The organism is Escherichia sp. KTE31 (assembly GCF_000407925.1).
Classification (GTDB): Bacteria; Pseudomonadota; Gammaproteobacteria; order Enterobacterales; family Enterobacteriaceae; genus Escherichia; species Escherichia ruysiae.
In genome coordinates, this window is record NZ_KE136722.1 from 1601938 (window position 1) to 1628651 (window position 26714).

Consider the following 26714-nt stretch of genomic DNA (forward strand, 5'->3'; position numbering starts at 1 on the left):
TGTAGGGAATTTACAGACGTAAAAAAAGAGTATGACGATTTTGTTAACGATTTGTGCAATCGTCAGAAGCGATAAGCGTGTCAAATTCTTCGGTCATTATCACGCCTGCTACTTAATTTTTTCGGTTTATAAGCCGATTAAATGATGATTAAACGCGACTGTTAATGAATAACTGGCATGTTGTACTAAAAAACGATGTTTTGCTTTGACAATCACCTGGCGTTTTGCGAAAACATTCGAGGAAGAAAAAAACAGTATTCTTATATGCGCATAATCATGCATGTAAATACCATGTTTACCGTGCTAGTGAAATCTACGCATGGCGTGGACAGACGCCATTCGTGATGTCGATAGCGGCCTCCAGGCAACGGTCTTCTCACCGTAGACCCAGGCATTGCGCGCCGTGAATCTTAATGATTTCGGTCTATCGTGACGGGTAGCGACTCTGAACAGTGATGTTTTCAGGGTCAGACAGGAGTAGGGAAGGAATACAGAGAGACAATAATAATGGTAGATAGCAAGAAGCGCCCTGGCAAAGATCTCGACCGTATCGATCGTAACATTCTTAATGAGTTGCAAAAGGATGGGCGTATTTCTAACGTCGAGCTTTCTAAACGTGTGGGACTTTCCCCAACGCCGTGCCTTGAGCGCGTGCGTCGGCTGGAAAGACAAGGGTTTATCCAGGGCTATACGGCACTGCTGAACCCGCATTATCTGGATGCATCACTTCTGGTATTCGTTGAGATTACTCTGAATCGTGGTGCTCCGGATGTGTTTGAACAATTCAATACCGCTGTACAAAAACTTGAAGAAATTCAGGAGTGTCATTTAGTATCTGGTGATTTCGACTACCTGTTGAAAACACGCGTGCCGGATATGTCAGCTTACCGTAAGCTGCTGGGGGAAACTCTGCTGCGTCTGCCTGGCGTCAATGACACACGGACATACGTTGTTATGGAAGAAGTCAAGCAGAGTAATCGTCTGGTTATTAAGACGCGCTAACACGGAACAGGTGCAAAATCGGCGTATTTTGATTACACTCCTGTTAATCCATACAGCAACAGTACTGGGGTAACCTGGTACTGTTGTCCGTTTTAGCATCGGGCAGGAAAAGCCTGTAACCTGGAGAGCCTTTCTTGAGCCAGGAATACACTGAAGACAAAGAAGTCACATTGACAAAGTTAAGCAGCGGGCGCCGACTTCTGGAGGCGTTGCTGATTCTTATTGTCCTGTTTGCCGTCTGGTTGATGGCAGCTTTATTGAGTTTTAACCCTTCGGATCCTAGCTGGTCGCAAACGGCCTGGCATGAGCCTATCCATAATTTAGGCGGGGCACCTGGTGCGTGGCTGGCCGATACCCTGTTCTTCATTTTTGGCGTGATGGCTTACACCATCCCCGTCATCATTGTCGGTGGCTGTTGGTTTGCGTGGCGTCATCAGACCAGCGACGAATACATTGATTATTTTGCCGTTTCGCTACGTATTATTGGCGTGCTGGCGCTCATCCTTACCTCCTGTGGTCTGGCAGCCATTAACGCCGACGATATCTGGTATTTTGCCTCCGGTGGCGTAATCGGTAGCTTATTAAGCACTACGTTGCAGCCTCTGCTACACAGCAGTGGGGGAACAATTGCGCTGCTTTGCGTCTGGGCAGCGGGCCTGACGCTGTTTACCGGCTGGTCCTGGGTGACTATTGCCGAAAAACTGGGCGGCTGGATTTTAAACATTCTCACCTTCGCCAGTAATCGTACCCGTCGCGATGATACCTGGGTCGATGAAGATGAGTATGACGATGACGAAGAGTACGAAGATGAAAACCACGGTAAACAGCATGAATCGCGCCGTGCTCGTATTCTTCGTGGCGCGTTAGCGCGTCGTAAACGCCTGGCAGAAAAATTCATTAATCCGATGGGGCGGCAAACGGACGCTGCGTTGTTCTCCGGCAAGCGGATGGATGATGAAGAAGATGTTACCTACACTGCGCGCGGAGTAGCGGCCGATCCTGATGACGTCCTGTTTTCGGGCAATCGTGCAACGCAGCCTGAATATGACGAATACGATCCTTTATTAAATGGTGCGCCGATTACCGAGCCTGTAGCTGCCGCAGCGGCTGCAACCACGGCGACGCAAAGCTGGGCCGCGCCGGTTGAACCTGTTACTCAGACGCCGCCTGTTGCCTCTGTTGATGTTCCACCTGCGCAACCTACTGTATCCTGGCAGCCTGTACCGGGGCCGCAAACGGGCGAGCCGGTTATTGCTCCTGCAGCAGAAGGTTACCCACAGCAGCCACAATATGCGCAGCCTGCGGTGCAATATAATGAGCCGCTGCAACAGCCTGTACCGCCACAGCAGTCGTACTATACGCCTGCAGCGGAACAACCGGTTCAACAGCCGTATTATGCACCTGCACCGGAACAGCCGGTGGCAGGTAACGCCTGGCAAGCCGAAGAGACGCAATCCACTTTTGCTCCACAGTCTACATACCAGGCGGAGCAAACTTACCAGCAGCCAGCCGTTCAGGAGCCGTTGTACCAACAGCCGCAACCTGTTGAACAGCAGCCTGCCGCGACACCGGAGCCTGTTGTTGAAGAGACAAAGCCTGCGCGTCCGCCGCTTTACTATTTTGAAGAAGTGGAAGAGAAGCGTGCCCGTGAACGTGAACAACTTGCGGCCTGGTATCAACCGATTCCTGAACCGGTTAAAGAACCAGAACCGATCAAATCTTCGCTGAAAGCACCTGCTGTTGCAGCAGTACCTCCAGTAGAAGCCGCTGCCGCTGTTTCACCGCTGGCATCGGGCGTGAAAAAAGCGACCCTGGCGACGGGAGCCGCAGCGACGGTTGCTGCGCCTGTTTTCAGCCTGGCAAATAGCGGTGCGCCGCGTCCGCAAGTGAAAGAGGGCATTGGCCCGCAGTTACCTCGACCGAAGCGTATCCGCGTACCAACACGTCGTGAACTGGCGTCATATGGCATTAAGCTGCCATCGCAGAGAGCGGCGGAAGAGAAGGCTCGTGAAGCGCAGCGCAACCAGTACGATGCTGGCGGGCAGTATAACGATGATGAAATCGATGCGATGCAGCAGGATGAACTGGCTCGTCAGTTTGCCCAGACGCAGCAGCAACGCTATGGCGAGCAATATCAACATGATGTGCCAGTGAACGCGGAAGATGCAGATGCTGCGGCAGAGGCTGAGCTGGCTCGTCAGTTTGCCCAGACTCAGCAGCAGCGTTATTCCGGTGAACAACCGACTGGGGCGAATCCGTTCTCGCTGGATGATTTCGAATTTTCACCGATGAAAGCGTTAGTGGATGATGGTCCACACGAGCCGCTGTTTACGCCAATTGTTGAACCTGTTCAACAGCCGCAGCAACCAGTCGTGCCGCAGCCGCAATATCAGCAGCCGCAACAACCGGTAGCACCGCAGCCGCAGTATCAACAGCCGCAGCAATCGGTAGCGCCGCAGCCGCAGTATCAACAGCCGCAGCAACCGGTAGCACCGCAGCAGCACTATCAGCAGCCGCAGCAACCGGTAGCGCCACAGCCGCAGTATCAGCAGCCGCAACAACCGGTAGCACCGCAGCATCACTATCAGCAGTCGCATCAACCGACGGCACCACAGCCGCAGGATACCCTGCTTCATCCGCTGTTAATGCGCAATGGCGACAGTCGTCCGTTACACAAACCGACGACGCCGTTGCCTTCTCTGGATTTGCTGACGCCGCCGCCGAGCGAAGTGGAACCCGTAGATACCTTTGCGCTTGAACAAATGGCGCGTCTGGTAGAGGCGCGCCTGGCTGACTTCCGCATTAAAGCCGATGTCGTCAACTATTCTCCGGGGCCAGTTATCACTCGCTTTGAGCTGAACCTGGCACCGGGCGTAAAAGCTGCGCGTATTTCTAACTTGTCACGTGACCTGGCCCGTTCGCTATCAACTGTGGCGGTTCGTGTCGTTGAAGTTATTCCGGGTAAACCTTACGTAGGTCTGGAGTTACCTAACAAAAAACGCCAAACCGTTTACCTGCGCGAAGTGCTGGACAACGCTAAGTTCCGCGATAACCCATCGCCATTAACGATAGTGCTGGGTAAAGATATCGCTGGCGATCCGGTCGTTGCCGATCTGGCAAAAATGCCGCACTTGTTGGTTGCGGGGACTACCGGTTCCGGTAAGTCTGTCGGTGTGAACGCCATGATTCTGAGTATGCTCTATAAAGCGCAGCCGGAAGATGTGCGTTTCATTATGATCGATCCGAAAATGCTCGAGCTTTCAGTTTATGAAGGTATCCCGCACCTGTTAACGGAAGTCGTGACCGACATGAAAGATGCTGCCAACGCTTTACGCTGGTGCGTCAACGAAATGGAGCGTCGATATAAACTGATGTCGGCTTTGGGTGTACGTAACCTGGCGGGTTATAACGAAAAAATTGCTGAAGCTGACCGTATGATGCGCCCAATACCAGACCCGTACTGGAAACCGGGCGACAGTATGGATGCTCAGCATCCGGTGCTGAAAAAAGAGCCTTATATTGTTGTTCTGGTGGACGAATTTGCCGACCTGATGATGACGGTGGGTAAAAAAGTGGAAGAGCTGATTGCACGTCTGGCGCAAAAAGCCCGTGCCGCAGGAATCCACCTCGTACTGGCAACGCAACGTCCATCAGTTGATGTTATTACAGGTCTGATTAAAGCGAATATTCCAACTCGTATCGCCTTTACGGTATCCAGTAAGATTGACTCGCGTACCATTCTTGATCAGGCTGGTGCCGAATCGTTACTGGGAATGGGCGATATGCTCTACTCAGGGCCGAACTCCACCATGCCGGTACGTGTCCATGGTGCTTTTGTTCGCGATCAGGAAGTTCATGCCGTGGTGCAGGACTGGAAAGCCCGTGGTCGTCCGCAGTATGTTGACGGCATCACTTCCGACAGCGAAAGCGAAGGCGGAGCCGGTGGATTCGATGGCGCAGAAGAGCTGGACCCACTGTTCGATCAGGCGGTGCAGTTTGTCACTGAAAAACGCAAAGCGTCAATTTCAGGCGTACAGCGTCAGTTCCGCATTGGTTATAACCGTGCGGCGCGTATTATCGAACAGATGGAAGCGCAGGGGATCGTCAGCGAACAGGGTCACAACGGTAATCGTGAAGTGCTGGCTCCACCGCCGTTTGACTGATTAGGGCATTGTAGGCCGGATAAGACGCGATAGCGTCGCATCCGGCACACTATCAACTGAAAATTCAGTATTTTCTTCTTTCCTCAAGCTGATTATTAGCCTGGAATAGAGAGTAGAGGGAACTCCCGTTTGGGAGTGACGTAATTTGAGGAACCATGATGAAAAAAATTGCCATCACCTGTGTATTACTCTCAAGCTTTGTGGCGAGCAGCGTTTGGGCTGATGCCGCAAGCGATCTGAAAAGTCGACTGGATAAAGTCAGCAGCTTCCACGCCAGCTTCACGCAAAAAGTGACTGACGGTAGCGGCGCTGCAGTACAGGAAGGTCAGGGCGATCTGTGGGTGAAACGTCCTAACTTGTTCAACTGGCATATGACTCAACCTGATGAAAGCATCCTGGTTTCTGACGGTAAAACACTGTGGTTCTATAACCCGTTCGTTGAGCAAGCTACGGCAACCTGGCTGAAAGATGCCACCGGTAATACGCCGTTTATGCTGATTGCCCGCAACCAGTCCAGCGACTGGCAGCAGTACAATATCAAACAGAATGGCGATGACTTTGTCCTGACGCCGAAAGCCAGCAATGGTAATCTGAAGCAGTTCACCATTAACGTGGGACGTGATGGCACAATCCATCAGTTTAGCGCGGTGGAGCAGGATGATCAGCGCAGCAGTTATCAGCTGAAATCCCAGCAAAATGGGGCTGTGGATGCAGCGAAATTTACCTTCACCCCGCCGCAAGGCGTCACGGTAGATGATCAACGTAAGTAGAGGCACCTGAGTGAGCAATCTGTCGCTCGATTTTTCGGATAATACTTTTCAACCTCTGGCCGCGCGTATGCGGCCAGAAAATTTAGCACAGTATATCGGGCAGCAACATTTGTTGGCTGCAGGGAAGCCGTTGCCGCGCGCTATCGAAGCCGGGCATCTGCATTCTATGATCCTCTGGGGGCCGCCGGGTACTGGCAAAACAACCCTCGCTGAAGTGATTGCCCGCTATGCGAACGCTGATGTGGAACGTATTTCTGCCGTCACCTCTGGCGTGAAAGAGATTCGCGAGGCGATCGAGCGCGCTCGGCAAAACCGCAATGCAGGTCGCCGCACTATTCTTTTTGTTGACGAAGTTCACCGTTTCAACAAAAGCCAGCAGGATGCATTCCTGCCACATATTGAAGACGGCACCATTACTTTTATTGGCGCAACCACTGAAAACCCGTCGTTTGAGCTTAATTCGGCACTGCTTTCCCGTGCCCGTGTCTATCTGTTGAAATCCCTGACTACCGAGGATATTGAGCAAGTACTAACTCAGGCGATAGAAGACAAGACCCGTGGTTATGGTGGTCAGGATATTGTTCTGCCAGATGAAACACGACGCGCCATTGCTGAACTGGTGAATGGCGACGCGCGCCGGGCGTTAAATACGCTGGAAATGATGGCGGATATGGCCGAAGTCGAAGATAGCGGTAAGCGGGTCCTGAAGCCTGAATTACTGACCGAAATCGCAGGTGAACGTAGCGCCCGCTTTGATAATAAAGGTGATCGCTTTTACGATCTGATTTCCGCACTGCATAAATCTGTACGTGGTAGTGCACCCGATGCGGCGCTGTACTGGTATGCGCGCATTATTACTGCTGGTGGCGATCCTTTATATGTCGCGCGTCGCTGCCTGGCGATAGCGTCGGAAGATGTAGGTAATGCCGATCCACGCGCGATGCAGGTGGCGATTGCTGCCTGGGACTGCTTTACCCGCGTTGGTCCGGCAGAAGGCGAACGCGCCATTGCCCAGGCGATTGTTTACCTGGCCTGTGCGCCAAAAAGTAACGCTGTGTATACCGCGTTTAAAGCCGCGCTGGCCGATGCTCGCGAACGTCCGGATTATGACGTGCCAGTTCACTTGCGTAATGCGCCGACGAAATTAATGAAGGAAATGGGCTACGGGCAGGAATATCGTTACGCTCATGATGAAGCAAACGCTTATGCTGCCGGTGAGGTTTATTTCCCGCCAGAAATAGCACAAACACGCTATTATTTCCCGACAAACAGGGGCCTGGAAGGCAAGATTGGCGAAAAGCTCGCCTGGCTGGCTGAACAGGATCAAAATAGCCCCATAAAACGCTACCGTTAATGTTATCGTTGCGGTAATGTTGTTACTGTATCCCTGTGGTCGCAGGCTGTGGCCACATCTCCCATTTAATTCGATAAGCACAGGATAAGCATGCTCGATCCCAATCTGCTGCGTAATGAGCCAGACGCAGTCGCTGAAAAACTGGCACGCCGGGGCTTTAAGCTGGATGTAGATAAGCTGGGCGCTCTTGAAGAGCGTCGTAAAGTATTGCAGGTAAAAACGGAAAACCTGCAAGCGGAGCGTAACTCCCGATCGAAATCCATTGGCCAGGCGAAAGCGCGCGGGGAAGATATCGAGCCTTTACGTCTGGAAGTGAACAAACTGGGCGAAGAGCTGGATGCAGCAAAAGCCGAGCTGGATGCTTTACAGGCTGAAATTCGCGATATCGCGCTGACAATCCCTAACCTGCCTGCAGATGAAGTGCCGGTGGGTAAAGACGAAAATGACAACGTTGAAGTCAGCCGCTGGGGCACCCCGCGTGAGTTCGACTTTGAAGTTCGTGACCACGTGACGCTGGGTGAAATGCACTCTGGCCTCGACTTTGCAGCAGCGGTTAAGCTGACCGGTTCGCGCTTTGTGGTGATGAAAGGGCAGATCGCACGTATGCACCGCGCATTGTCGCAGTTTATGCTGGATCTGCATACCGAGCAGCATGGCTATAGCGAAAACTATGTCCCGTATCTGGTTAACCAGGATACGCTTTACGGTACAGGTCAGTTGCCGAAATTTGCTGGCGACCTGTTCCATACCCGTCCGCTGGAAGAAGAAGCAGACACCAGTAACTACGCGCTGATCCCAACGGCAGAAGTTCCGCTGACCAACCTGGTGCGCGGTGAAATCATTGATGAAGATGACCTGCCGATTAAGATGACCGCCCATACACCATGCTTCCGTTCTGAAGCCGGTTCTTATGGTCGTGATACCCGTGGTCTGATCCGTATGCACCAGTTCGACAAAGTTGAAATGGTTCAGATCGTGCGCCCGGAAGACTCTATGGCGGCGCTGGAAGAGATGACCGGTCATGCAGAAAAAGTCCTGCAACTGTTGGGTCTGCCGTACCGTAAAATCATCCTTTGCACCGGCGACATGGGCTTTGGCGCTTGCAAAACGTACGACCTGGAAGTATGGATCCCGGCGCAGAACACCTACCGCGAGATCTCTTCTTGTTCTAACGTCTGGGATTTCCAGGCGCGTCGTATGCAGGCACGCTGCCGCAGCAAGTCTGACAAGAAAACCCGTCTGGTGCATACCCTGAACGGTTCCGGTCTGGCTGTTGGCCGTACGCTAGTTGCAGTAATGGAAAACTATCAGCAGGCTGATGGTCGTATTGAAGTACCAGAAGTTCTGCGTCCATACATGAACGGACTGGAATATATTGGCTAATACCCAATTTTTCTGAATCTAAAAAGCGCCTGCGGGCGCTTTTTTTGTCTCCCTTTGATACCAAACAATAATTACTCGTTACTTAAGCGCAATACTACTTACGAGTGAAAATCTACCTATCCCGTTGATTTTCAAATCATTCGATGTATACAAACCTATATAGCGCCAGCTATAAAAATAATTACACAATACGGTTTGTTACTGGAATTAATCGTGAGCAAGCTTGAGTGAGCCATTATGAAAACGAAAATCCCTGATGCGGTATTGGCTGCTGAGGTGAGTCGCCGTGGTTTGGTTAAAACGACAGCGATCGGTGGCCTGGCGATGGCCAGCAGTGCATTAACATTACCTTTTAGTCGAATAGCGCACGCTGTCGATAACGCCATTGCGGCAAATTCTGACGAGAAGGTTATCTGGAGCGCATGTACAGTTAACTGCGGTAGCCGCTGCCCACTGCGAATGCATGTCGTGGACGGTGAAATCAAATACGTCGAAACGGATAATACCGGTGATGACAATTACGACGGCCTGCATCAGGTACGCGCCTGTCTGCGTGGGCGTTCGATGCGTCGTCGCGTTTATAACCCAGATCGCCTGAAATATCCGATGAAACGCGTCGGGGCGCGCGGTGAAGGCAAATTCGAGCGTATTAGCTGGGAAGAAGCCTACGACATTATCGCTACTAATATGCAGCGACTGATTAAAGAGTACGGTAACGAATCCATCTATCTGAACTATGGCACCGGTACGCTGGGCGGCACAATGACCCGTTCCTGGCCACCGGGAAATACCCTGGTCGCGCGCCTGATGAACTGCTGCGGCGGTTATCTGAACCATTATGGTGATTATTCCTCTGCGCAAATTGCAGAAGGGCTGAACTATACCTATGGTGGCTGGGCGGATGGCAACAGCCCGTCAGATATCGAAAACAGTAAGCTGGTGGTGCTGTTTGGTAATAACCCGGGCGAAACGCGAATGAGCGGCGGCGGGGTAACTTATTACCTTGAACAGGCTCGTCAGAAATCAAATGCCCGCATGATCATCATCGATCCGCGCTATACCGACACCGGTGCCGGGCGTGAAGATGAGTGGATCCCAATTCGTCCGGGAACAGATGCAGCACTGGTTAACGGTCTGGCGTACGTCATGATCACCGAAAATCTGGTTGATCAGGAATTCCTCGATAAATATTGCGTTGGCTACGACGAGAAAACCCTGCCAGCCAGTGCGCCGAAAAATGGTCACTACAAAGCCTATATTCTGGGTGAAGGGGCAGACGGCGTTGCCAAAACGCCGGAATGGGCATCGCAAATCACTGGCGTTCCGGCAGACAAAATCATCAAACTGGCACGTGAAATCGGCAGTACCAAACCGGCGTTTATCAGCCAGGGGTGGGGGCCGCAGCGTCACGCTAATGGTGAAATCGCTACTCGTGCTATCTCAATGCTGGCAATTCTGACCGGCAACGTCGGGATTAACGGTGGTAACAGCGGCGCGCGCGAAGGTTCATACAGCTTACCATTTGTGCGGATGCCGACCCTCGAAAACCCGATCCAGACCAGCATTTCGATGTTTATGTGGACCGATGCCATTGAACGTGGCCCGGAAATGACGGCGCTGCGTGATGGTGTTCGCGGAAAAGATAAGCTGGATGTGCCGATCAAGATGATCTGGAACTATGCCGGTAACTGCCTGATTAACCAGCATTCAGAAATTAACCGTACCCATGAAATCCTTCAGGATGATAAGAAGTGTGAGCTGATTGTGGTTATCGACTGCCACATGACATCATCCGCGAAATACGCTGATATCCTGCTGCCGGACTGCACCGCTTCCGAACAGATGGACTTTGCGCTGGATGCATCCTGCGGGAATATGTCTTACGTGATTTTCAACGATCAGGTGATTAAACCGCGCTTTGAATGTAAGACCATCTATGAAATGACCAGCGAACTGGCAAAACGTCTTGGCGTTGAGCAACAGTTTACGGAAGGTCGTACTCAGGAAGAGTGGATGCGTCACCTGTATGCGCAGTCGCGGGAAGCGATCCCTGAGTTGCCGACCTTTGAAGAGTTCCGCAAGCAGGGGATCTTTAAAAAGCGCGACCCACAAGGGCATCATGTTGCTTATAAAGCCTTCCGTGAAGATCCGCAGGCTAATCCACTGACCACGCCATCGGGCAAAATTGAGATCTATTCCCAGGCGCTGGCTGACATTGCCGCTACCTGGGAATTGCCGGAAGGCGACGTGATCGATCCACTGCCGATCTACACGCCAGGTTTTGAAAGTTATCAGGATCCGCTGAACAAACAGTATCCGCTGCAACTTACAGGTTTCCACTATAAATCTCGCGTTCACTCCACCTACGGCAACGTAGACGTGCTGAAAGCGGCTTGCCGCCAGGAAATGTGGATCAACCCGCTTGATGCGCAAAAACGCGGTATCAGCAACGGCGATAAAGTCAGGATCTTTAACGATCGTGGTGAAGTTCATATTGAGGCGAAAGTGACGCCACGAATGATGCCGGGCGTGGTCGCACTGGGCGAAGGCGCCTGGTATGACCCGGATGCAAAACGTGTCGATAAGGGCGGTTGTATCAACGTACTGACCACTCAACGTCCGTCTCCTCTCGCCAAGGGGAATCCGTCGCATACAAACCTTGTTCAGGTTGAAAAGGTGTAAGGAGTAACCGATGACAACCCAGTATGGATTTTTTATTGATTCCAGCCGTTGCACCGGTTGCAAAACCTGCGAACTGGCTTGTAAAGACTACAAAGATTTGACGCCAGAAGTCAGCTTCCGCCGCATTTATGAATATGCTGGTGGCGACTGGCAGGAGGATAACGGTGTCTGGCATCAAAACGTGTTTGCCTACTATCTCTCGATTTCATGCAATCACTGCGAAGATCCGGCGTGTACCAAAGTCTGTCCGAGCGGCGCGATGCATAAACGTGAAGATGGTTTTGTCGTTGTTGATGAAGATGTGTGCATCGGCTGTCGTTACTGCCATATGGCTTGCCCGTATGGCGCACCGCAGTATAACGAAACCAAAGGGCATATGACCAAATGCGATGGTTGCTATGACCGTGTCGCGGAGGGTAAAAAACCGATCTGCGTCGAATCTTGCCCGCTGCGGGCGCTGGATTTCGGCCCCATCGACGAGCTGCGTAAAAAACACGGCGATCTGGCGGCCGTTGCGCCATTGCCACGAGCGCACTTTACCAAACCGAATATTGTGATCAAACCTAACGCCAACAGCCGCCCAACCGGGGATACCACTGGCTATCTGGCAAATCCGAAGGAGGTGTGAGATGGGAAGTGGATGGCATGAATGGCCGTTGATGATCTTCACGGTCTTCGGGCAGTGCGTCGTGGGCGGTTTTATCGTTCTGGCATTCGCCTTGTTGAAAGGCGAGCTTCGGGCCGATACCCAACAGCGGGTGATTACCTGTATGTTTGGCTTGTGGGTACTGATGGGCATTGGCTTTATCGCCTCAATGCTTCACCTTGGCTCACCCATGCGCGCCTTTAACTCACTCAACCGGGTTGGCTCTTCGGCATTGAGTAACGAAATCGCCAGTGGTTCGATATTTTTTGCCGTAGGTGGCATCGGCTGGTTGTTGGCAGTGCTGAAAAAGCTGTCACCGGCATTACGCACGCTGTGGCTGGTGGTGACGATGATTCTCGGCGTGGTGTTTGTCTGGATGATGGTGCGAGTTTATAACACCATCGATACCGTACCGACCTGGTACAGCATCTGGACACCGATGGGCTTCTTCCTGACTATGTTTATGGGAGGCCCGCTGCTGGGATATTTGTTACTGCGTCTGGCGGGGGTTAATGGTTGGGTGATGCGTTTACTTCCGGCCATTTCAGTGCTGGCGCTGGTGGTGAGCGGCGTAATGTCTGTAATGCAGGGGGCTGAACTCGCTACGATTCACTCTTCTGTACAACAGGCAGCGGCGTTAGTGCCGGATTACGGTGCGCTGATGGCCTGGCGCATTGTGCTTATCGCCGTGGCACTGTGCTTGTGGATTGTACCGCAGTTAAAAGGTTCTCAGCCTGCGGTATCGCTGCTTTCCGTGTCATTCATCCTGCTTCTGGCTGGTGAGTTAATCGGGCGCGGCGTGTTCTACGGGTTGCATATGACTGTGGGGATGGCCGTTGCCAGCTAAGATGTTTATAACCGGGGTCTTGGCCCCGGTTTTCTTTTATTTCTGTTTCGTTAAGGTGTCATAACTGGTCATCAAATTACGATAATCAGGAATGTGGTTAGAGAACAGCGTCGCCAGACCTTCGATATCGTTGCGCCAGTCACGGTGCAGTTCGCAGGCGACACCAAACCACGTCATCAATTGCGCCCCTGCTTGTGACATACGATCCCATGCCGAATGCCGGGTAATTTCGTTAAAGGTTCCTGACGCGTCAGTCACCACAAAGACATCGAAACCTTCTTCAATCGCCGAAAGTGCCGGGAATGCTACGCAAACTTCGGTGACCACTCCGGCGATAATCAACTGCTTTTTACCTGTCGCCTTGACCGCTTTAACAAAATCTTCGTTATCCCAGGCGTTAATATTTCCCGGACGGGCAATATACGGTGCATCCGGGAACTGTGCTTTCAGTTCAGGGACTAATGGGCCGTTAGGACCGGTTTCAAAACTGGTAGTAAGAATGGTGGGTAGATTGAAATATTTGGCTAAGTCACCCAGCGCCAGCACGTTATTTTTAAATTTGTCAGGTTCAATATCCCGCACGAGGGAAAGTAAACCGGCCTGGTGATCAACTAACAAAACAGCAGCATCATTTTTATCGAGACGAACATACGGTTTGGCCATTCTCTTCTCCTTTCGAGAGTCAGTGGTACGCCTGAAATCGTTCAGACGCGATGCGTTGCCCTGAAAGCATAGACGGGAAATTCAGGTTTGCAGTGACCATGAAATTTTTCGACTGAACTAAACATATGAACGTTACGTTAGATCAATAAAAACAATTAGATGAGACTGATTATCTTTTCGTTATTAGTGTTATGAATGAGTAATATAAATCGATAATACAGCCGCTGCGTTATGTACGTATTTTCACCCATTGACAATGTTTTTGGCGGTGGCATGATGCGCATGAAATTTGAACTTCCTCACGGTTTTCATTCATGTCCACGTATACCCGGCCTGTCATGCTTTTGCTGTCTGGCCTACTTTTGTTGACTCTGGCGATCGCGGTGTTAAATACACTCGTGCCGCTATGGCTCGCCCAGGTACACTTGCCCACATGGCAGGTCGGCGTCGTCAGTTCGTCTTATTTTACCGGCAACCTGGTCGGTACTTTACTGACAGGGTATGTCATTAAACGCTTTGGGTTTAATCGCAGTTATTACCTTGCTTCCTTTATTTTTGCTGCGGGTTGTGCCGGGCTTGGCTTGATGATTGGTTTCTGGAGCTGGTTAGCCTGGCGTTTCGTCGCAGGCGTTGGTTGCGCCATGATTTGGGTGGTGGTAGAAAGCGCGCTGATGTGCAGCGGTACGTCACGTAACCGTGGGCGGTTACTTGCCGCCTATATGATGGTTTATTATGTGGGGACGTTTTTAGGTCAGTTACTGCTCAGTAAAGTTTCAACCGAGTTGATGAGCGTATTGCCGTGGGCTACAGGGTTGACCCTGGCAGGGATCTTGCCGCTGCTGTTTACTCGTATCGTGAATCAGCAGGCTGAGAACCATGCTTCGACGCCAATTACGTCAATGCTAAAACTTCGTCAGGCGCGGCTTGGCGTGAACGGCTGTATTATCTCGGGAATCGTTCTGGGTTCTTTGTATGGCCTGATGCCGCTGTACCTCAATCATAAAGGGATTAGCAACGCCAGCATTGGCTTCTGGATGGCGGTTCTGGTTAGTGCTGGTATCCTTGGGCAATGGCCAATTGGTCGTCTGGCAGATAAATTTGGTCGCCTGCTGGTACTGCGCGTTCAGGTATTTGTCGTCATTCTCGGTAGCATTGCGATGTTAAGTCAGGCGGCAATGGCTCCTGCGTTGTTCATCCTCGGTGCAGCCGGTTTTACGCTCTATCCGGTAGCGATGGCCTGGGCTTGCGAGAAAGTTGAACATCATCAGCTGGTGGCAATGAATCAGGCGTTATTGTTAAGCTATACCGTCGGTAGTCTGCTTGGCCCGTCTTTTACTGCCATGTTAATGCAGAATTTCTCTGATAATCTGCTGTTTATCATGATCGCCAGTGTGTCGTTTATTTATTTACTCATGCTGCTTCGTAACGCCGGTCATACACCAAAACCCGTTGCTCACGTGTAAATGAATGAGTGCAGAGTGTGAACTGGCTGTTTCGCACTCTGTTTTTTGTTTCCTCTGTACAACTATCTTTTAGCAAATTTTATTCGTAAAAAAATAAAGTGTGCAGCAGGTTATAATTTTGCATTCCGCTATTTCCGCACGTCTTGTTTGCCGCGCATAATTCCTCGTTTTCTAAATATCCATTAAATATTGGCGAAGGATCGATCTATGGCTGGGAACGTTCAGGAAAAACAGTTGCGATGGTACAACATTGCTTTGATGTCATTTATTACCGTTTGGGGCTTTGGCAACGTTGTAAATAACTATGCCAACCAGGGACTGGTGGTTGTTTTTTCATGGGTATTTATTTTTGCGCTCTATTTCACACCTTATGCCCTGATTGTCGGCCAGTTAGGTTCGACCTTTAAAGACGGGAGAGGGGGCGTTAGTACCTGGATTAAACATACCATGGGGCCAGGGCTGGCTTACCTTGCAGCATGGACCTACTGGGTGGTGCATATTCCTTATTTGGCACAAAAACCGCAGGCAATACTGATCGCGCTCGGCTGGGCGATGAAAGGCGATGGTTCGTTAATCAAAGAATATTCGGTCGTAGCGTTACAGGGGTTAACGCTGGTGCTGTTCGTCTTCTTTATGTGGGTTGCCTCCCGTGGCATGAAGTCACTGAAAATTGTTGGTTCTGTGGCAGGGATTGCAATGTTTGTCATGTCGCTCCTTTATGTGGCGATGGCGGTAACCGCGCCTGCGATTACTGAAGTGCATATTGCGACTACTAACATTACCTGGGAAACATTCATACCACATATCGATTTCACCTACATTACCACCATTTCAATGCTGGTTTTTGCGGTTGGTGGTGCTGAGAAGATTTCTCCTTACGTTAACCAAACACGCAACCCAGGAAAAGAATTCCCAAAAGGGATGTTGTGTCTGGCGGGGATGGTAGCAGTATGTGCGATTCTCGGCTCACTGGCGATGGGGATGATGTTTGACTCGCGCAATATTCCCGATGATTTGATGACTAACGGTCAGTATTACGCCTTCCAGAAGCTGGGGGAGTATTACAATATGGGTAATACCTTAATGGTGATTTATGCCATTGCGAACACTCTGGGGCAAGTTGCCGCACTGGTATTTTCGATTGATGCACCGCTTAAAGTGTTATTAGGCGATGCCGACAGCAAATATATTCCTGCCAGTTTATGTCGTACCAACGCTTCCGGTACGCCCGTGAATGGCTATTTTCTGACTCTGGTGCTGGTGGCGATCCTGATTATGCTCCCGACTCTCGGCATCGGCGATATGAACAATCTCTATAAATGGCTGTTGAATCTTAACTCGGTAGTGATGCCGCTGCGTTATTTGTGGGTATTTGTTGCGTTTATTGCTGTTGTTCGCCTGGCGCAGAAATATAAACCAGAGTATGTCTTTATTCGTAATAAGCCGATAGCAATGACCGTCGGGATATGGTGTTTTGCCTTTACCGCTTTTGCCTGCCTGACAGGAATTTTCCCTAAAATGGAAGCCTTCACTGCAGAGTGGACATTCCAATTGGCACTGAACATTACTACGCCATTTGTCCTCGTTGGACTGGGGCTGATATTCCCGCTGCTTGCACGTAAAGCGAATACAAAATAGTCATCATGCCCCGGTTCGCCGGGGCTATGATATCAAATAGTTTAAAATTAGATCAGGCCTGATAGGGTAAAAGTTAAGTTTTTCTTAAGAGATGAAAGAATATCAACGCTACCGTGATAATACGAATTTTAGTTATCGGAGACCTTTATTTTTAGATATGGTGATAGTTTTAATTATTGGTTATTTTGCAAGTTATTATTTTGGGCTCTGGAGTAAACTCTTGCGCATAGTAACAACATGATTTTTTACGGCTAAATTTTCAACAAAGATTGGTAATGTAAACTCGGATTTTTGATCTGTATCAATGAATTTGCATGTTGCTAATTATGGTTAAATTTGCTGAGAATGATTGCAGTTATTGTTTGGATATGCAGATGGTATATTGATTCACTGGCGTAATGTTCTGTAAAAATTATATTTTATAGTGTTTTAATCTGGCAAAAATCATCTCCCGACAGAATCTTCTCATGCCTGGTGTAGTTCACAGTCTTTTGTTTTAAAAATAAAATAGTGCTCTAATGTTGCATCTATTGTTTTATCGAACGTGTGTTCCTGAAAATATTTATCTGTTAGGTTGATGGACAAATTACAGCCTGGGCAGTGAAATTTTCACGATCACTTTCTGACTAAATCTTACTTTAAGGTTACTGATTAATATATTTGGGCTAAGAGAGTCGTATTACACATGTCTTAAATAAGATAAATAAACAGAATGGATTACTGACAATAGATACTAATACCTCTTTTGGATAATTATAGAGTAGATGTCACAACTCGGCAGGATGTGCTAGTTGTGTTGTTACAGGGTAATTTTTTCATGTCTAAATTATTTCGTTGAATGATTAACGAAAGGCGGTAGCGTGGGTGAAAGATACAAAGATGAGTGTTACATATAACAATATTGTTCTGGTTAAAATAAGAAGCATGATAATCACTTGTGGAAATTAAGAAAAAATTAATCTTCTCATCATGACATATTTGTTATATGGGAATAATGAAATTAAGAAAGTCATAAAGAGGAGGGTAACATCGGCTAATATACAGAACTTTATACGATCTTATATTAAAGCTATTGATAACATTTTAGTCAGAACACCAGTATGTATAGCATTACCGAAAAATTAAACTCAAGATTTAACACTGCGGTTATATTAGCTGTTACTGTCTATATTGTCTTGTCATTTATTACCGCAATTGACTTCCATAAAAAAATAGCAGAAAACTCTTCACGGATTAACCTTATACTCATCAATAACAATTTGAATAATTTTTTTTCTAAAGTTGAAAAAGAGGCTGATGCATTAAAAGATGCAATTTATCTGTTAAATGATGAAGGTGAAATAAAGCGAGCAGTCCTTCATCGCATGAAAAAAATAGATGCTGTTAATTTAGTAGGGATAATGCTCAATAATGGAAACTATCTTAGCTTTATTCGAACTGAGAATGGTGAGGTAAAATTCCTGGGGAAATCAGAAGCCGGTAAACCTTTTATTGGGGACGATGGTAATATTAGCGATAACTACTTTAACCCGGAATCACGTCCCTGGAATAAATTACCGGCAGGGACTTATTCAAAATGGTCACCATGGTATAATTGTTATGGTATTGCCGGAAAAAAATGTTTTTCATTTTCTCTACGACCATCCGAAGAAGAAAAAGATTCATTTGCTCTGAAGTTAATACATCTGGATCTTGATGAAAGATATTTCAGTAATTTTTTAAATAAACTAGGTGGTGATGCTGATATTCTATTCATGGAACAAAATAAAAGGATTATGGTAGGTAATGAAAAATCAATGTTACATCTTATTGTCCGCGAGTCATCGGGAAGTTATAACATAAGTAATAATAGTGGCAACTATATAGACAATATTATCTCACTCCCCAGGCTTCCTGATGTCAGATTCCATTACTTTTACTATCAAAAAGCAGAAGATGCAAACATCAATAAATATTTTACATTGATGTTTTTATGTGGCTTGGTTTGTTTTTGCTTATTATGGTATATCGTTGAAAAAATAACAAAAAAAATTAAAGGCGAATCCAGCAAACTAATAGAACATCTGAAAAAATTAGCTAATTCAGTATATCGCAACGACACAATTGATATTGTGCAAAATGATAGTAGCGAGATTGTTGAACTCAAAAAAATCATTAATAATATAAGTTATAAATACAAGGAGCGTATGGATCGATTACTTAATCTTGTGTCCTATGAACAAGGAAGTAGCTTCTATATAAATAAGGCTGTTATTGAAACTAATAATAAAACCTATTTGGCAGTTGGTATGCTTTGCATCTATGGATTAGAGTTTGTTGAGGCGATATATGGAAGTCAGAAATTTTGTGAAATTGTTAATGATATAAAATCGAAGATATCACAAAAATATTCAAAATATTGTGATATCGTAAAAGTCTCAACTGAAACATACTTGTTGCTGTGCCACACTCACTGCGAAGAGTTCATCGAAAGATTATCTGTTTTAAACTTCCCTGAACATATATTTTGCATAAGAAATATTTATATTCATAAGATTGCCATTTGTGAAACTTTTTCAGGGGAAAATGTTTCGATTTATGAAGGGAAGCTGAAACTGGCATTAACAGCTATGCGGGAAAATAAAGAATCTGAATTTATGTTTTATGATGACATCAAAGTTCATGAACTTGATCAGAAGGTCTGGGTGGCAGGAAATATAAAAAAAGCGATTTCGAGTAGTGAACTTTATTTAGTATATCAACCGATTGTTGATATGGATAATAATAGGGTTGTAGGCGCTGAGGCGTTATGCCGCTGGTTATCCGTCGAAAATGGGGCTATACCGCCATCAATTTTTGTACCTGTTGCTGAAGAAATAGGATTAATTAAAGAACTGGGTTATTTTGTTCTCGAAACGGCTATTAGCGAATTTGGTGCCTTTAGCCGTGAATATGAGGTTGCTAACGATTTTCTCTTGCATATCAATGTTTCTCCATGGCAATTAAATGAATTTGACTTCCACACTCGTGTTCTTACTTTAATTAATGCATTTGATGTAAATGCTGAACAAATCTGTCTGGAGATCACCGAGTCAGCAGTAAAAGATATAAATGATAGCTTTTACAATAATATAAACATTTTAAAAGAAAACGGTATCAAGATTTCTCTTGATGATTTCGGTAGTGGATTAGCTGACCTGAAAAAACTTTATAAAGTAAGACCTGATAGTATTAAAATTGATTCAGAGTTTACCTCTGGTATTTTCAATGAAACTAACAAAATTGTGTACTTTATATCCAGCCTTGCTCGTGAAGAAAATATGCCGGTAATAGCTGAAGGTGTTGAAACTGAAAGTCAGGCCAGAGAATTGCAAAAATTAGGATTCTCTCATGTTCAGGGATACTTATACCAGAAACCGTTACCGTTTTCAGAATGGCATATAGACAGCAAACCGAAAAAAAGAAAATAAAGCAATGTTAAAATATAAGAAAAAGGCGGCAGTAATCTGTTTTTTGTATTTTTTGTTCGTCTCTGTAGTAACTTGTTATTTATACACCATTTATGTTAAGGGGCGCATTAATTCTGTGAAGGTATCTATTGTAGATAGTGGGCTTGCAATAGCTAATGTTTCTGAGTATCGCCGCTCAGTATCTAATAATATATTTTATGAACTAGATATTGCCCCAGAAGAATTGGTAAAAAAAATACACAATAGCTTTGCTGGCTATGAAAATCCTGGATATTTGTATGATCTCGGTCCTTATATTATTAGCGATGGTAAATGTATCAAAGTTACAACGAAAGGGGATGATTTTTGTGGCGACATAGTTTCCTCTATTCGGGTAATGAACGAATTTGAGAGAGGTGTTATTGGTTTAAAAGATAAGTACTATGTTTATTATGCTCATCCCATTGCCAAACGAACAATTTTGATATCAGTGGTAGATCCTGAACGTTATTTATCTTTGATTAGAAATCAGTCAGGGGAACGAGAAGATATCTATATCTCATTTTATGATATTAATGATAATGAAAAGAAAATCGCAGGTGATGATTTTTTGATAAATGATGCTGTATTTGAGATGTCAGCTATCACTCTGTCGTATTCTTACCTTCCAGAAATGATGTTTATTGTTGCCTATAAAAAAAGTAAATATCTCTATATATGTATGCTATTCGTTTTTGCATCGGCAATATCTGCAATCATACTGTATATTAATTATATTAAATTACTACGGAATATTATAAATAAGGGTAGATTGGAAAAAGAATCTATATTGTCGAATCATCAATATGATTTACGTGGAGAAAATCTATTCTTTAATGCGGAAGAGATTAATGCAATTCGAGAGATATATGACTTTGGCACTTGTGATGCATTAACTCGGGCTTCTGGTCGCCGTAGTTTTGATAAGGAAATCAAGATGCTGAGCAAGAATTTTGGCTACCTGTGTCTATTTGATGTGGATAAATTTAAAACCATTAATGATAAGTTTGGCCATCTGTTTGGTGATGAAGTACTCATCAAACTTGTTAACCTTATTAAAGATGAGTTACCCCGTCGTGAAGGGGAAATATACCGGTTTGGCGGTGATGAATTTGCTATTATTTATTATGAGAAGGATAAAAATAAACTATCAAGAATTTTGCACAGAGTTGTTCATTTCGCAATCGGTGGGTTAAATTGTAGTTGCAGCATAGGGGTTGCCAGTACAGATGAGTGCATGAATAACATTGAACGGTTGAAATTGCTGGCAGATGAACGGTTATACAAAAGTAAGCAAAATGGTCGAGCGCAGATAACGTGGTGTTGATATTTTAATTTGCATAGCAATGGTCGTCTATGTTTATAAAACTCACACTGTTTAAGTTATAGTATTAATGAATCGTTAAGTGCAATGATCTTAAAAAATAAAGAAGTGTCAAACAAAATCCTTTTGGTTGTTGCTATATTGCTATGTTTTGTTTTTTTATCAATTGTTGAGCAGCCACTTGGATTTTATCAACAAACATTATTTTCAATTATTATTTGCATCGCTGTCATTGTCCTTAATTTGCTCAAGGGAAGGATGATTACCCTGATTTTAATGGGTGTTGGAATACTCATATCATCCCGATATCTATGGTGGCGTTACTCTTCTTCAGTCATCCTGAATGAATTTCCAGACTGCTTATTTTCAGTCACGTTATTAGCTGCTGAAACGTATGCCTGGTTTGTTTTATTACTTGGTTACTTTCAGGTTTGCTTCCCGCTGAACAGAGAAAGTATACCCTTACCAGAGAATAAAGAAGAATGGCCCATCGTAGATATATTAATACCCACATATAACGAACCCTTTACAGTCGTGAAGAATACAGTTTATGGTGCGTTGGCTTTAGACTGGCCAAAGGATAAATTACATATCTGGATCCTTGATGATGGCGCCAGGGACGAGTTCAGGAAATTCGCGAACGAGTCAGGAATTTACTATGTCGCAAGAGAAACACATGAACATGCTAAGGCCGGAAATATAAATAATGCGCTTAAAATAGCTAATGGCGAATTTGTTGCTATTTTCGATTGCGATCATATACCGTCGGTATCTTTTTTAAAGAAAACGATGGGCTGGTTTATTGCCGATAAAAAATTATCGATGTTGCAAACACCACATCATTTTTTTTCCCCCGATCCTTTTGAGCGAAATTTGGGGCAGTTTCGGCAAAAGCCAAATGAAGGACACCTCTTTTATGGGTTAATCCAGAATGGTACGGATACATGGAATGCTTCATTTTTTTGCGGTTCATGTGCAATCATCCGTAGATCGGCTCTGGATGAGGTTGGAGGCATTGCAGTCGAAACAGTAACTGAAGATGCGCATACGTCGTTACGCTTGCATCGTGCAGGTTATAGCTCTGCATATCTTCGCTATCCTCTGGCTGCCGGGCTAGCCACAGAAACATTGTCTGCTCATATTGGGCAACGGATTCGATGGGCTCGAGGCATGATTCAAATCTTGCGTATTGACAATCCATTATTGGGCAAGGGGCTGACATTATCACAGCGCCTTTGCTATCTCAGCAGCATGATGCATTTTTTATCAGGTGTGCCACGACTGATTTTCTTGTTCGCACCTTTATGTCCTATTTTCTTTTCAGTCAACCTGATCGATGCATCAGTTGCAGATATTATGTCTTATGTTTTACCTTATCTATTTGTTATTATTTTAACTAATTCAAGAGTACAAGGTAAATACAGACATTCATTCTGGAATGAGATTTATGAAATGGTTCTGGCCTGGTATATTACGCTACCAACGCTTGTAGCTTTACTTGCGCCAGCAAAAGGGCGTTTCAACGTTACGGCCAAAGGAGGGCTGATAAAAAATAAGTTTGTTGACTGGCGAATTTCCTACCCCTATCTTATTTTTGCTATTTTAAATGTAATTGGACTGATAATAGGTATTGTTAATGTTTATAGTTTGCAAGGGCATATCGCCATCCTGAATTTGTTTTGTTTGATTTGGCTGTTTTATAATACAATTATTATTGGCGCAACTTTGGCTGTTTCTATTGAACAAAAGCAGGTGCGTTTTTCTCCCCGTATTGATGTTTCTTTCAAGGGCGTTTTACAACTGAAAGATGGACGGAGCTATCCTTGTTCTGTTCTTGATTTTTCCGAAGGAGGATTAGGCGTTATCCTTGATAATATCTCCGACGTAAAAACTATTGTTAAAACACAGCGGTTGTCTCTTTATCTGGATGATAGTAACGAAAAGTGTGATATACCGGTAGAAATAGTTCATGCCTATAATAATAAAATTGGTCTGAAGATTATGCCAATGAGTCATGAACAAAATGTTAATTATGTAAGAGCAACGTTTTCTCGTGATTCACTATGGCAAGAGTGGAATGATAAAATTAAACGAGACAATATTCTAAAGAGTTTTATTGAAATATGTTTTATTTCTCTGAAAGGTTATTGCAATATGGTTTTTTATATTCTCCGGACACTGAAAGGCAGTTCCAAAAGTTAGTTCTAATTTCTAATTAAATATATTGTTTGTATTTATTATGGTTGTTGAATTTTTTAAAATGGAAAGAAAATTTTTGAGATTAAGTGCTGCAATAATTGGCTTGGGGTTATTATGTTTTTACCAGGCAAATACAGCATCGGCTACAGTAATTCATAAGCCTTCCTCAGGAGGAGTATTACCCGCTATCCAGAAGGAAAATATCTCTGCTTATGCGAAAGAACCATCTCGCCATTTTAAACTCCCATTTACACAAATCGCACCAGCGCCAGGAAACATAGTCCTGAATGGAGTTAACCCACAGGGGAAAATTGAGTTTGGTATGCGTAGCGATGAAATAGTGTCAGAAGCGAAACTAAAACTTGAATACACTCCATCACCGTCGCTGATCCCTGTCCAGTCACAGCTTAAGGTCTATCTTAATGACGAGTTGATGGGGGTATTGCCGATTACCAAAGAACAACTGGGGAAGAAAACGCTGGCGGAAATAACTCTTAACCCATTGTATTTTTCGGATTTTAATCGCTTGCGCCTCGAATTAATTAGTCACTACCAGAGCGCCTGCGAAAACCCGACCAGCAGCAATTTGTGGCTTGATATTGGACGTACCAGTGAACTTGAACTGGTAGTTCAGAGACTCAATTTGAAAAATGATCTTTCATATCTTCCTGTACCGTTCTTTGATCCGCGAGATAACCGCCCTAATACATTGCCGATGGTTTTTGCCGGTACTCCTGGGACTGGTTTGCAGCAGGCATCAGCTATTGTCGCTTCGTGGTTTGGTTCGCAATCTGGCTGGCGTGGTCACCGATTTCCGGTTTTCTATAACCAGTTACCGGAAAGTAATGCAGTGGTCTTTGCCACTAACAATAGACGCCCAGACTTTCTGCGCGAGCATCCGTTAGTGAATGCGCCTGTTATTAAAATGATCAGTCATCCACAAAATCCCTTTGTCAAATTGCTGGTACTTTTTGGCCGCGATGATAAAGATTTATTACAGGCGGCAAAAGGTCTTGCACAGGGAAATATACTATTTCGCGGCGATAGCGTGGTCGTAAATGAGGTGAAGCCGTTACTGCCGCGTAAACCTTATGATGCGCCAAACTGGGTACGCACTGACCGACCTGTAACTTTCGCAGAGCTTAAAAATTATGAAGGGCAGTTACAGGCAAGTGCCCTGGAGTCTGCGGCAATTAATGTTTCATTTAATTTGCCACCTGATCTCTTTCTATTGCGTAATCGTGGGGTTGATATGAAGATTAACTATCGTTATACCACGCCAACGATAGGTGGTTCACGTATGGATGTCAGCCTTAATAACCAGTACCTTGAATCTTTCCGGCTAAGTCCGAAATCTGCTACCGATAGATTGTTGTTACGTTTACCGTTATTGCAAGAATTGTTGGATGGTAATAATGAAATTAACATTCCTGCGCTGACGTTAGGGGCGCTTAATCAATTGCGATTTAATTTCGAGTACGTTAATACTATGCCGCGCTCTGATGCCGATAGCTGTATTATTTCCCGGCCTCTAAAAAATCATGCGGTTATTGCAGATGATTCCACTATCGATTTTTCAAAGTACCATCACTTTATCGCAATGCCAGATTTACGCGCTTTTTCCAGCTCAGGTTTTCCATTTAGCCGCATGGCCGATCTATCAGAAACGGTTGTGGTTATGCCTGAAAATCCTGGCACAACGCAAGTTGAAACATTATTAAATACCCTTGGACTGATTGGTGCTCAGACTGGGTTTCCGGCAATTAATCTGACAATTACTGATGATATAGGTTCTGTCCAGGGCAAGGATTCAGATATTCTGTTGATAGGAACACTTCCGCAAGAATTTGCAGACAATCAACAAATTAATCTGCTCATTGAGGCAACAACAAGTTGGGTAAAAAGCCCAATACGGCACTCCGATTACGCCAAAATTATGACAGATAACGACGATCAAAAACCTGAAATACAAACAACCATAAATTCTCCATTGCCAATGGCGGCGATAGTTGGTTTTCAGTCTCCATATCATACCCAACGTAGCGTAATTGCTTTAATGTCAGAGGGATCACGCGGCGATGCGCTACTTAACAATGCATTAGTTAATAGTACAAAACGCGGCAATATCTTTGGTTCAGTCGCGGTTATTCGTGAATCTGGCGTCAATAGTTTACGAGTTGGAGATACTTATTACGTTGGGCATCTCCCCTGGATTGAACGAGTGCAATATGTGTTAGCCAGACACCCCATTCTACTGGCAGTGCTGGCAACTCTCAGTGTGGTGCTATTGGCGTGGGTAGTATGGCGTCTGCTACGTATCATTAGTCGCCGTCGTTTGAACCCTCATCAACAGTAATTCATCGTCATTTCTATTTTGCGGCTCCATTCTGTCCTGACTTTATACAGGCAGGGAGCTGCGCCCGTTCAGTTTTTAATAAAAAGTGAGTTAACACCTGATTGAGGCAGGCATGTACAAATTCACCTTAAATTTACTCACAATATCCCTTGGTTTGGCGGTAATGTCGATGGCGAAAGCCACACCAACTGCACATAAGCTGTTAATGGCGCAGATTCGGTTGGGCGAAGACATTCACCGTGAAGATCTGGTCGAACAGTCGCTTTATCGCCTTGAATTGGCGGAACCTGATAATCCAGATGTCGTTGCGGCGCGTTTTCGCTATCTGCTGCGTAAGGGAGATATTGAAGGCGCGCAAAAACAACTTGCCAGACTTTCCCTGCTCGCCCCTGATTCAAAAATATATAAAGCATCGCGCACGGCCATGCGACTTTCTTCGCCTGAGGGGCGTCAGGCACTGCAAATGGCACGCTTACAAGCTATCTCCGGGCGACATAAAGAGGCTATCGACAGTTACGACAAGCTATTTAACGGGGCACCGCCAGATATCGAAATGGCGCTGGAATACTGGGGGGCAATGACGCAAATTGCCTCCCGTCGCAACGAAGCGATTCGTCAGTTGAAAATACTTAATATTGATAATCCTGACTCTGGTGCCATATTTGGGGCGCTGGGGCAGGCGTATTCCCAGAATGCCGATCGCGCTAATGCGGTGGCGAATCTGGAAAAAGCCCTCGCGCTGGATCCGAACAGCAGC

Annotated in this window: 15 protein-coding genes and 1 pseudogene; 15 read left to right on the forward strand and 1 reads right to left on the reverse strand. The window is 45.9% G+C overall.

What is annotated here, in order from left to right; genetic code table 11:
• The first annotated feature begins 507 nt into the window (after positions 1-507).
• The 8 genes from lrp (at position 508) to WES_RS13485 (ending at position 12847) form a co-directional block, all read left to right on the forward strand.
• A complete protein-coding gene (gene lrp, locus WES_RS13520; protein ID WP_000228473.1) occupies positions 508-1002 on the forward strand; it encodes a leucine-responsive transcriptional regulator Lrp in 495 nt (164 codons plus the stop codon).
• A 134-nt stretch (positions 1003-1136) separates the two neighbouring features.
• Positions 1137-5165 (forward strand): DNA translocase FtsK, encoded by a 4029-nt coding sequence (gene ftsK / locus WES_RS13515; RefSeq protein ID WP_016235170.1) that lies wholly within the window; start codon positions 1137-1139, stop codon positions 5163-5165.
• A 158-nt stretch (positions 5166-5323) separates the two neighbouring features.
• The gene (gene lolA, locus WES_RS13510; RefSeq protein ID WP_016158976.1) at positions 5324-5935 is read left to right on the forward strand and encodes an outer membrane lipoprotein periplasmic chaperone LolA; all 612 of its coding nucleotides are present in this window, start codon (positions 5324-5326) and stop codon (positions 5933-5935) included.
• Positions 5936-5945: 10 nt separating this feature from the next.
• Positions 5946-7289, forward strand: coding sequence for a replication-associated recombination protein RarA (gene rarA, locus WES_RS13505; RefSeq protein ID WP_016158975.1), 1344 nt, complete (start codon positions 5946-5948; stop codon positions 7287-7289).
• A gap of 90 nt (positions 7290-7379) precedes the next feature.
• Positions 7380-8672: a serine--tRNA ligase gene (gene serS, locus WES_RS13500; RefSeq protein WP_000886683.1), complete on the forward strand. Its 1293-nt coding sequence runs from the start codon at positions 7380-7382 to the stop codon at positions 8670-8672.
• A gap of 237 nt (positions 8673-8909) precedes the next feature.
• Positions 8910-11354 (forward strand): dimethylsulfoxide reductase subunit A, encoded by a 2445-nt coding sequence (dmsA, locus tag WES_RS13495; RefSeq protein WP_000850273.1) that lies wholly within the window; start codon positions 8910-8912, stop codon positions 11352-11354.
• A 10-nt stretch (positions 11355-11364) separates the two neighbouring features.
• Positions 11365-11982, forward strand: a complete 618-nt coding sequence (dmsB, locus tag WES_RS13490) for a dimethylsulfoxide reductase iron-sulfur subunit DmsB (protein ID WP_000213098.1) — start codon at positions 11365-11367, stop codon at positions 11980-11982.
• 1 nt (position 11983) lies between these two features.
• Entirely contained in the window at positions 11984-12847 is an 864-nt protein-coding gene (locus WES_RS13485; RefSeq protein ID WP_016158974.1) for a dimethyl sulfoxide reductase anchor subunit family protein, read from the forward strand.
• 36 nt (positions 12848-12883) lie between these two features.
• Here the strand turns inward: WES_RS13485 and ycaC are convergent, their stop codons facing one another.
• Positions 12884-13510 (reverse strand): isochorismate family cysteine hydrolase YcaC, encoded by a 627-nt coding sequence (ycaC, locus tag WES_RS13480; RefSeq protein WP_016158973.1) that lies wholly within the window; start codon positions 13508-13510, stop codon positions 12884-12886.
• Positions 13511-13824: 314 nt separating this feature from the next.
• On the opposite strand from ycaC, the gene WES_RS13475 reads away from it, so the two are divergent.
• The 7 genes and pseudogenes from WES_RS13475 to WES_RS13445 form a co-directional block, all read left to right on the forward strand.
• Entirely contained in the window at positions 13825-14973 is a 1149-nt protein-coding gene (locus tag WES_RS13475) for an MFS transporter (RefSeq protein WP_000109306.1), read from the forward strand.
• A 207-nt stretch (positions 14974-15180) separates the two neighbouring features.
• Positions 15181-16611, forward strand: coding sequence for an APC family permease (locus tag WES_RS13470; protein WP_016158972.1), 1431 nt, complete (start codon positions 15181-15183; stop codon positions 16609-16611).
• Between the two features lie 1100 nt (positions 16612-17711).
• A complete protein-coding gene (locus tag WES_RS13465; RefSeq protein WP_016158971.1) occupies positions 17712-20060 on the forward strand; it encodes a sensor domain-containing phosphodiesterase in 2349 nt (782 codons plus the stop codon).
• A 4-nt stretch (positions 20061-20064) separates the two neighbouring features.
• Positions 20065-21405 carry a GGDEF domain-containing protein gene (locus tag WES_RS13460; protein WP_016158970.1) on the forward strand — a complete coding sequence of 447 codons (1341 nt, stop codon included), beginning with the start codon at positions 20065-20067 and terminating at the stop codon, positions 21403-21405.
• 84 nt (positions 21406-21489) lie between these two features.
• Positions 21490-23604, forward strand: a complete 2115-nt coding sequence (gene bcsA, locus WES_RS13455) for a UDP-forming cellulose synthase catalytic subunit (RefSeq protein ID WP_016158969.1) — start codon at positions 21490-21492, stop codon at positions 23602-23604.
• Positions 23605-23662: 58 nt separating this feature from the next.
• Complete coding sequence (gene bcsB, locus WES_RS13450) at positions 23663-25957, forward strand: cellulose biosynthesis cyclic di-GMP-binding regulatory protein BcsB (RefSeq protein WP_024195108.1); 2295 nt, start codon at positions 23663-23665, stop codon at positions 25955-25957.
• A 112-nt stretch (positions 25958-26069) separates the two neighbouring features.
• Positions 26070-26714 (forward strand): annotated as a pseudogene (locus WES_RS13445) (tetratricopeptide repeat protein); the annotation flags it as partial.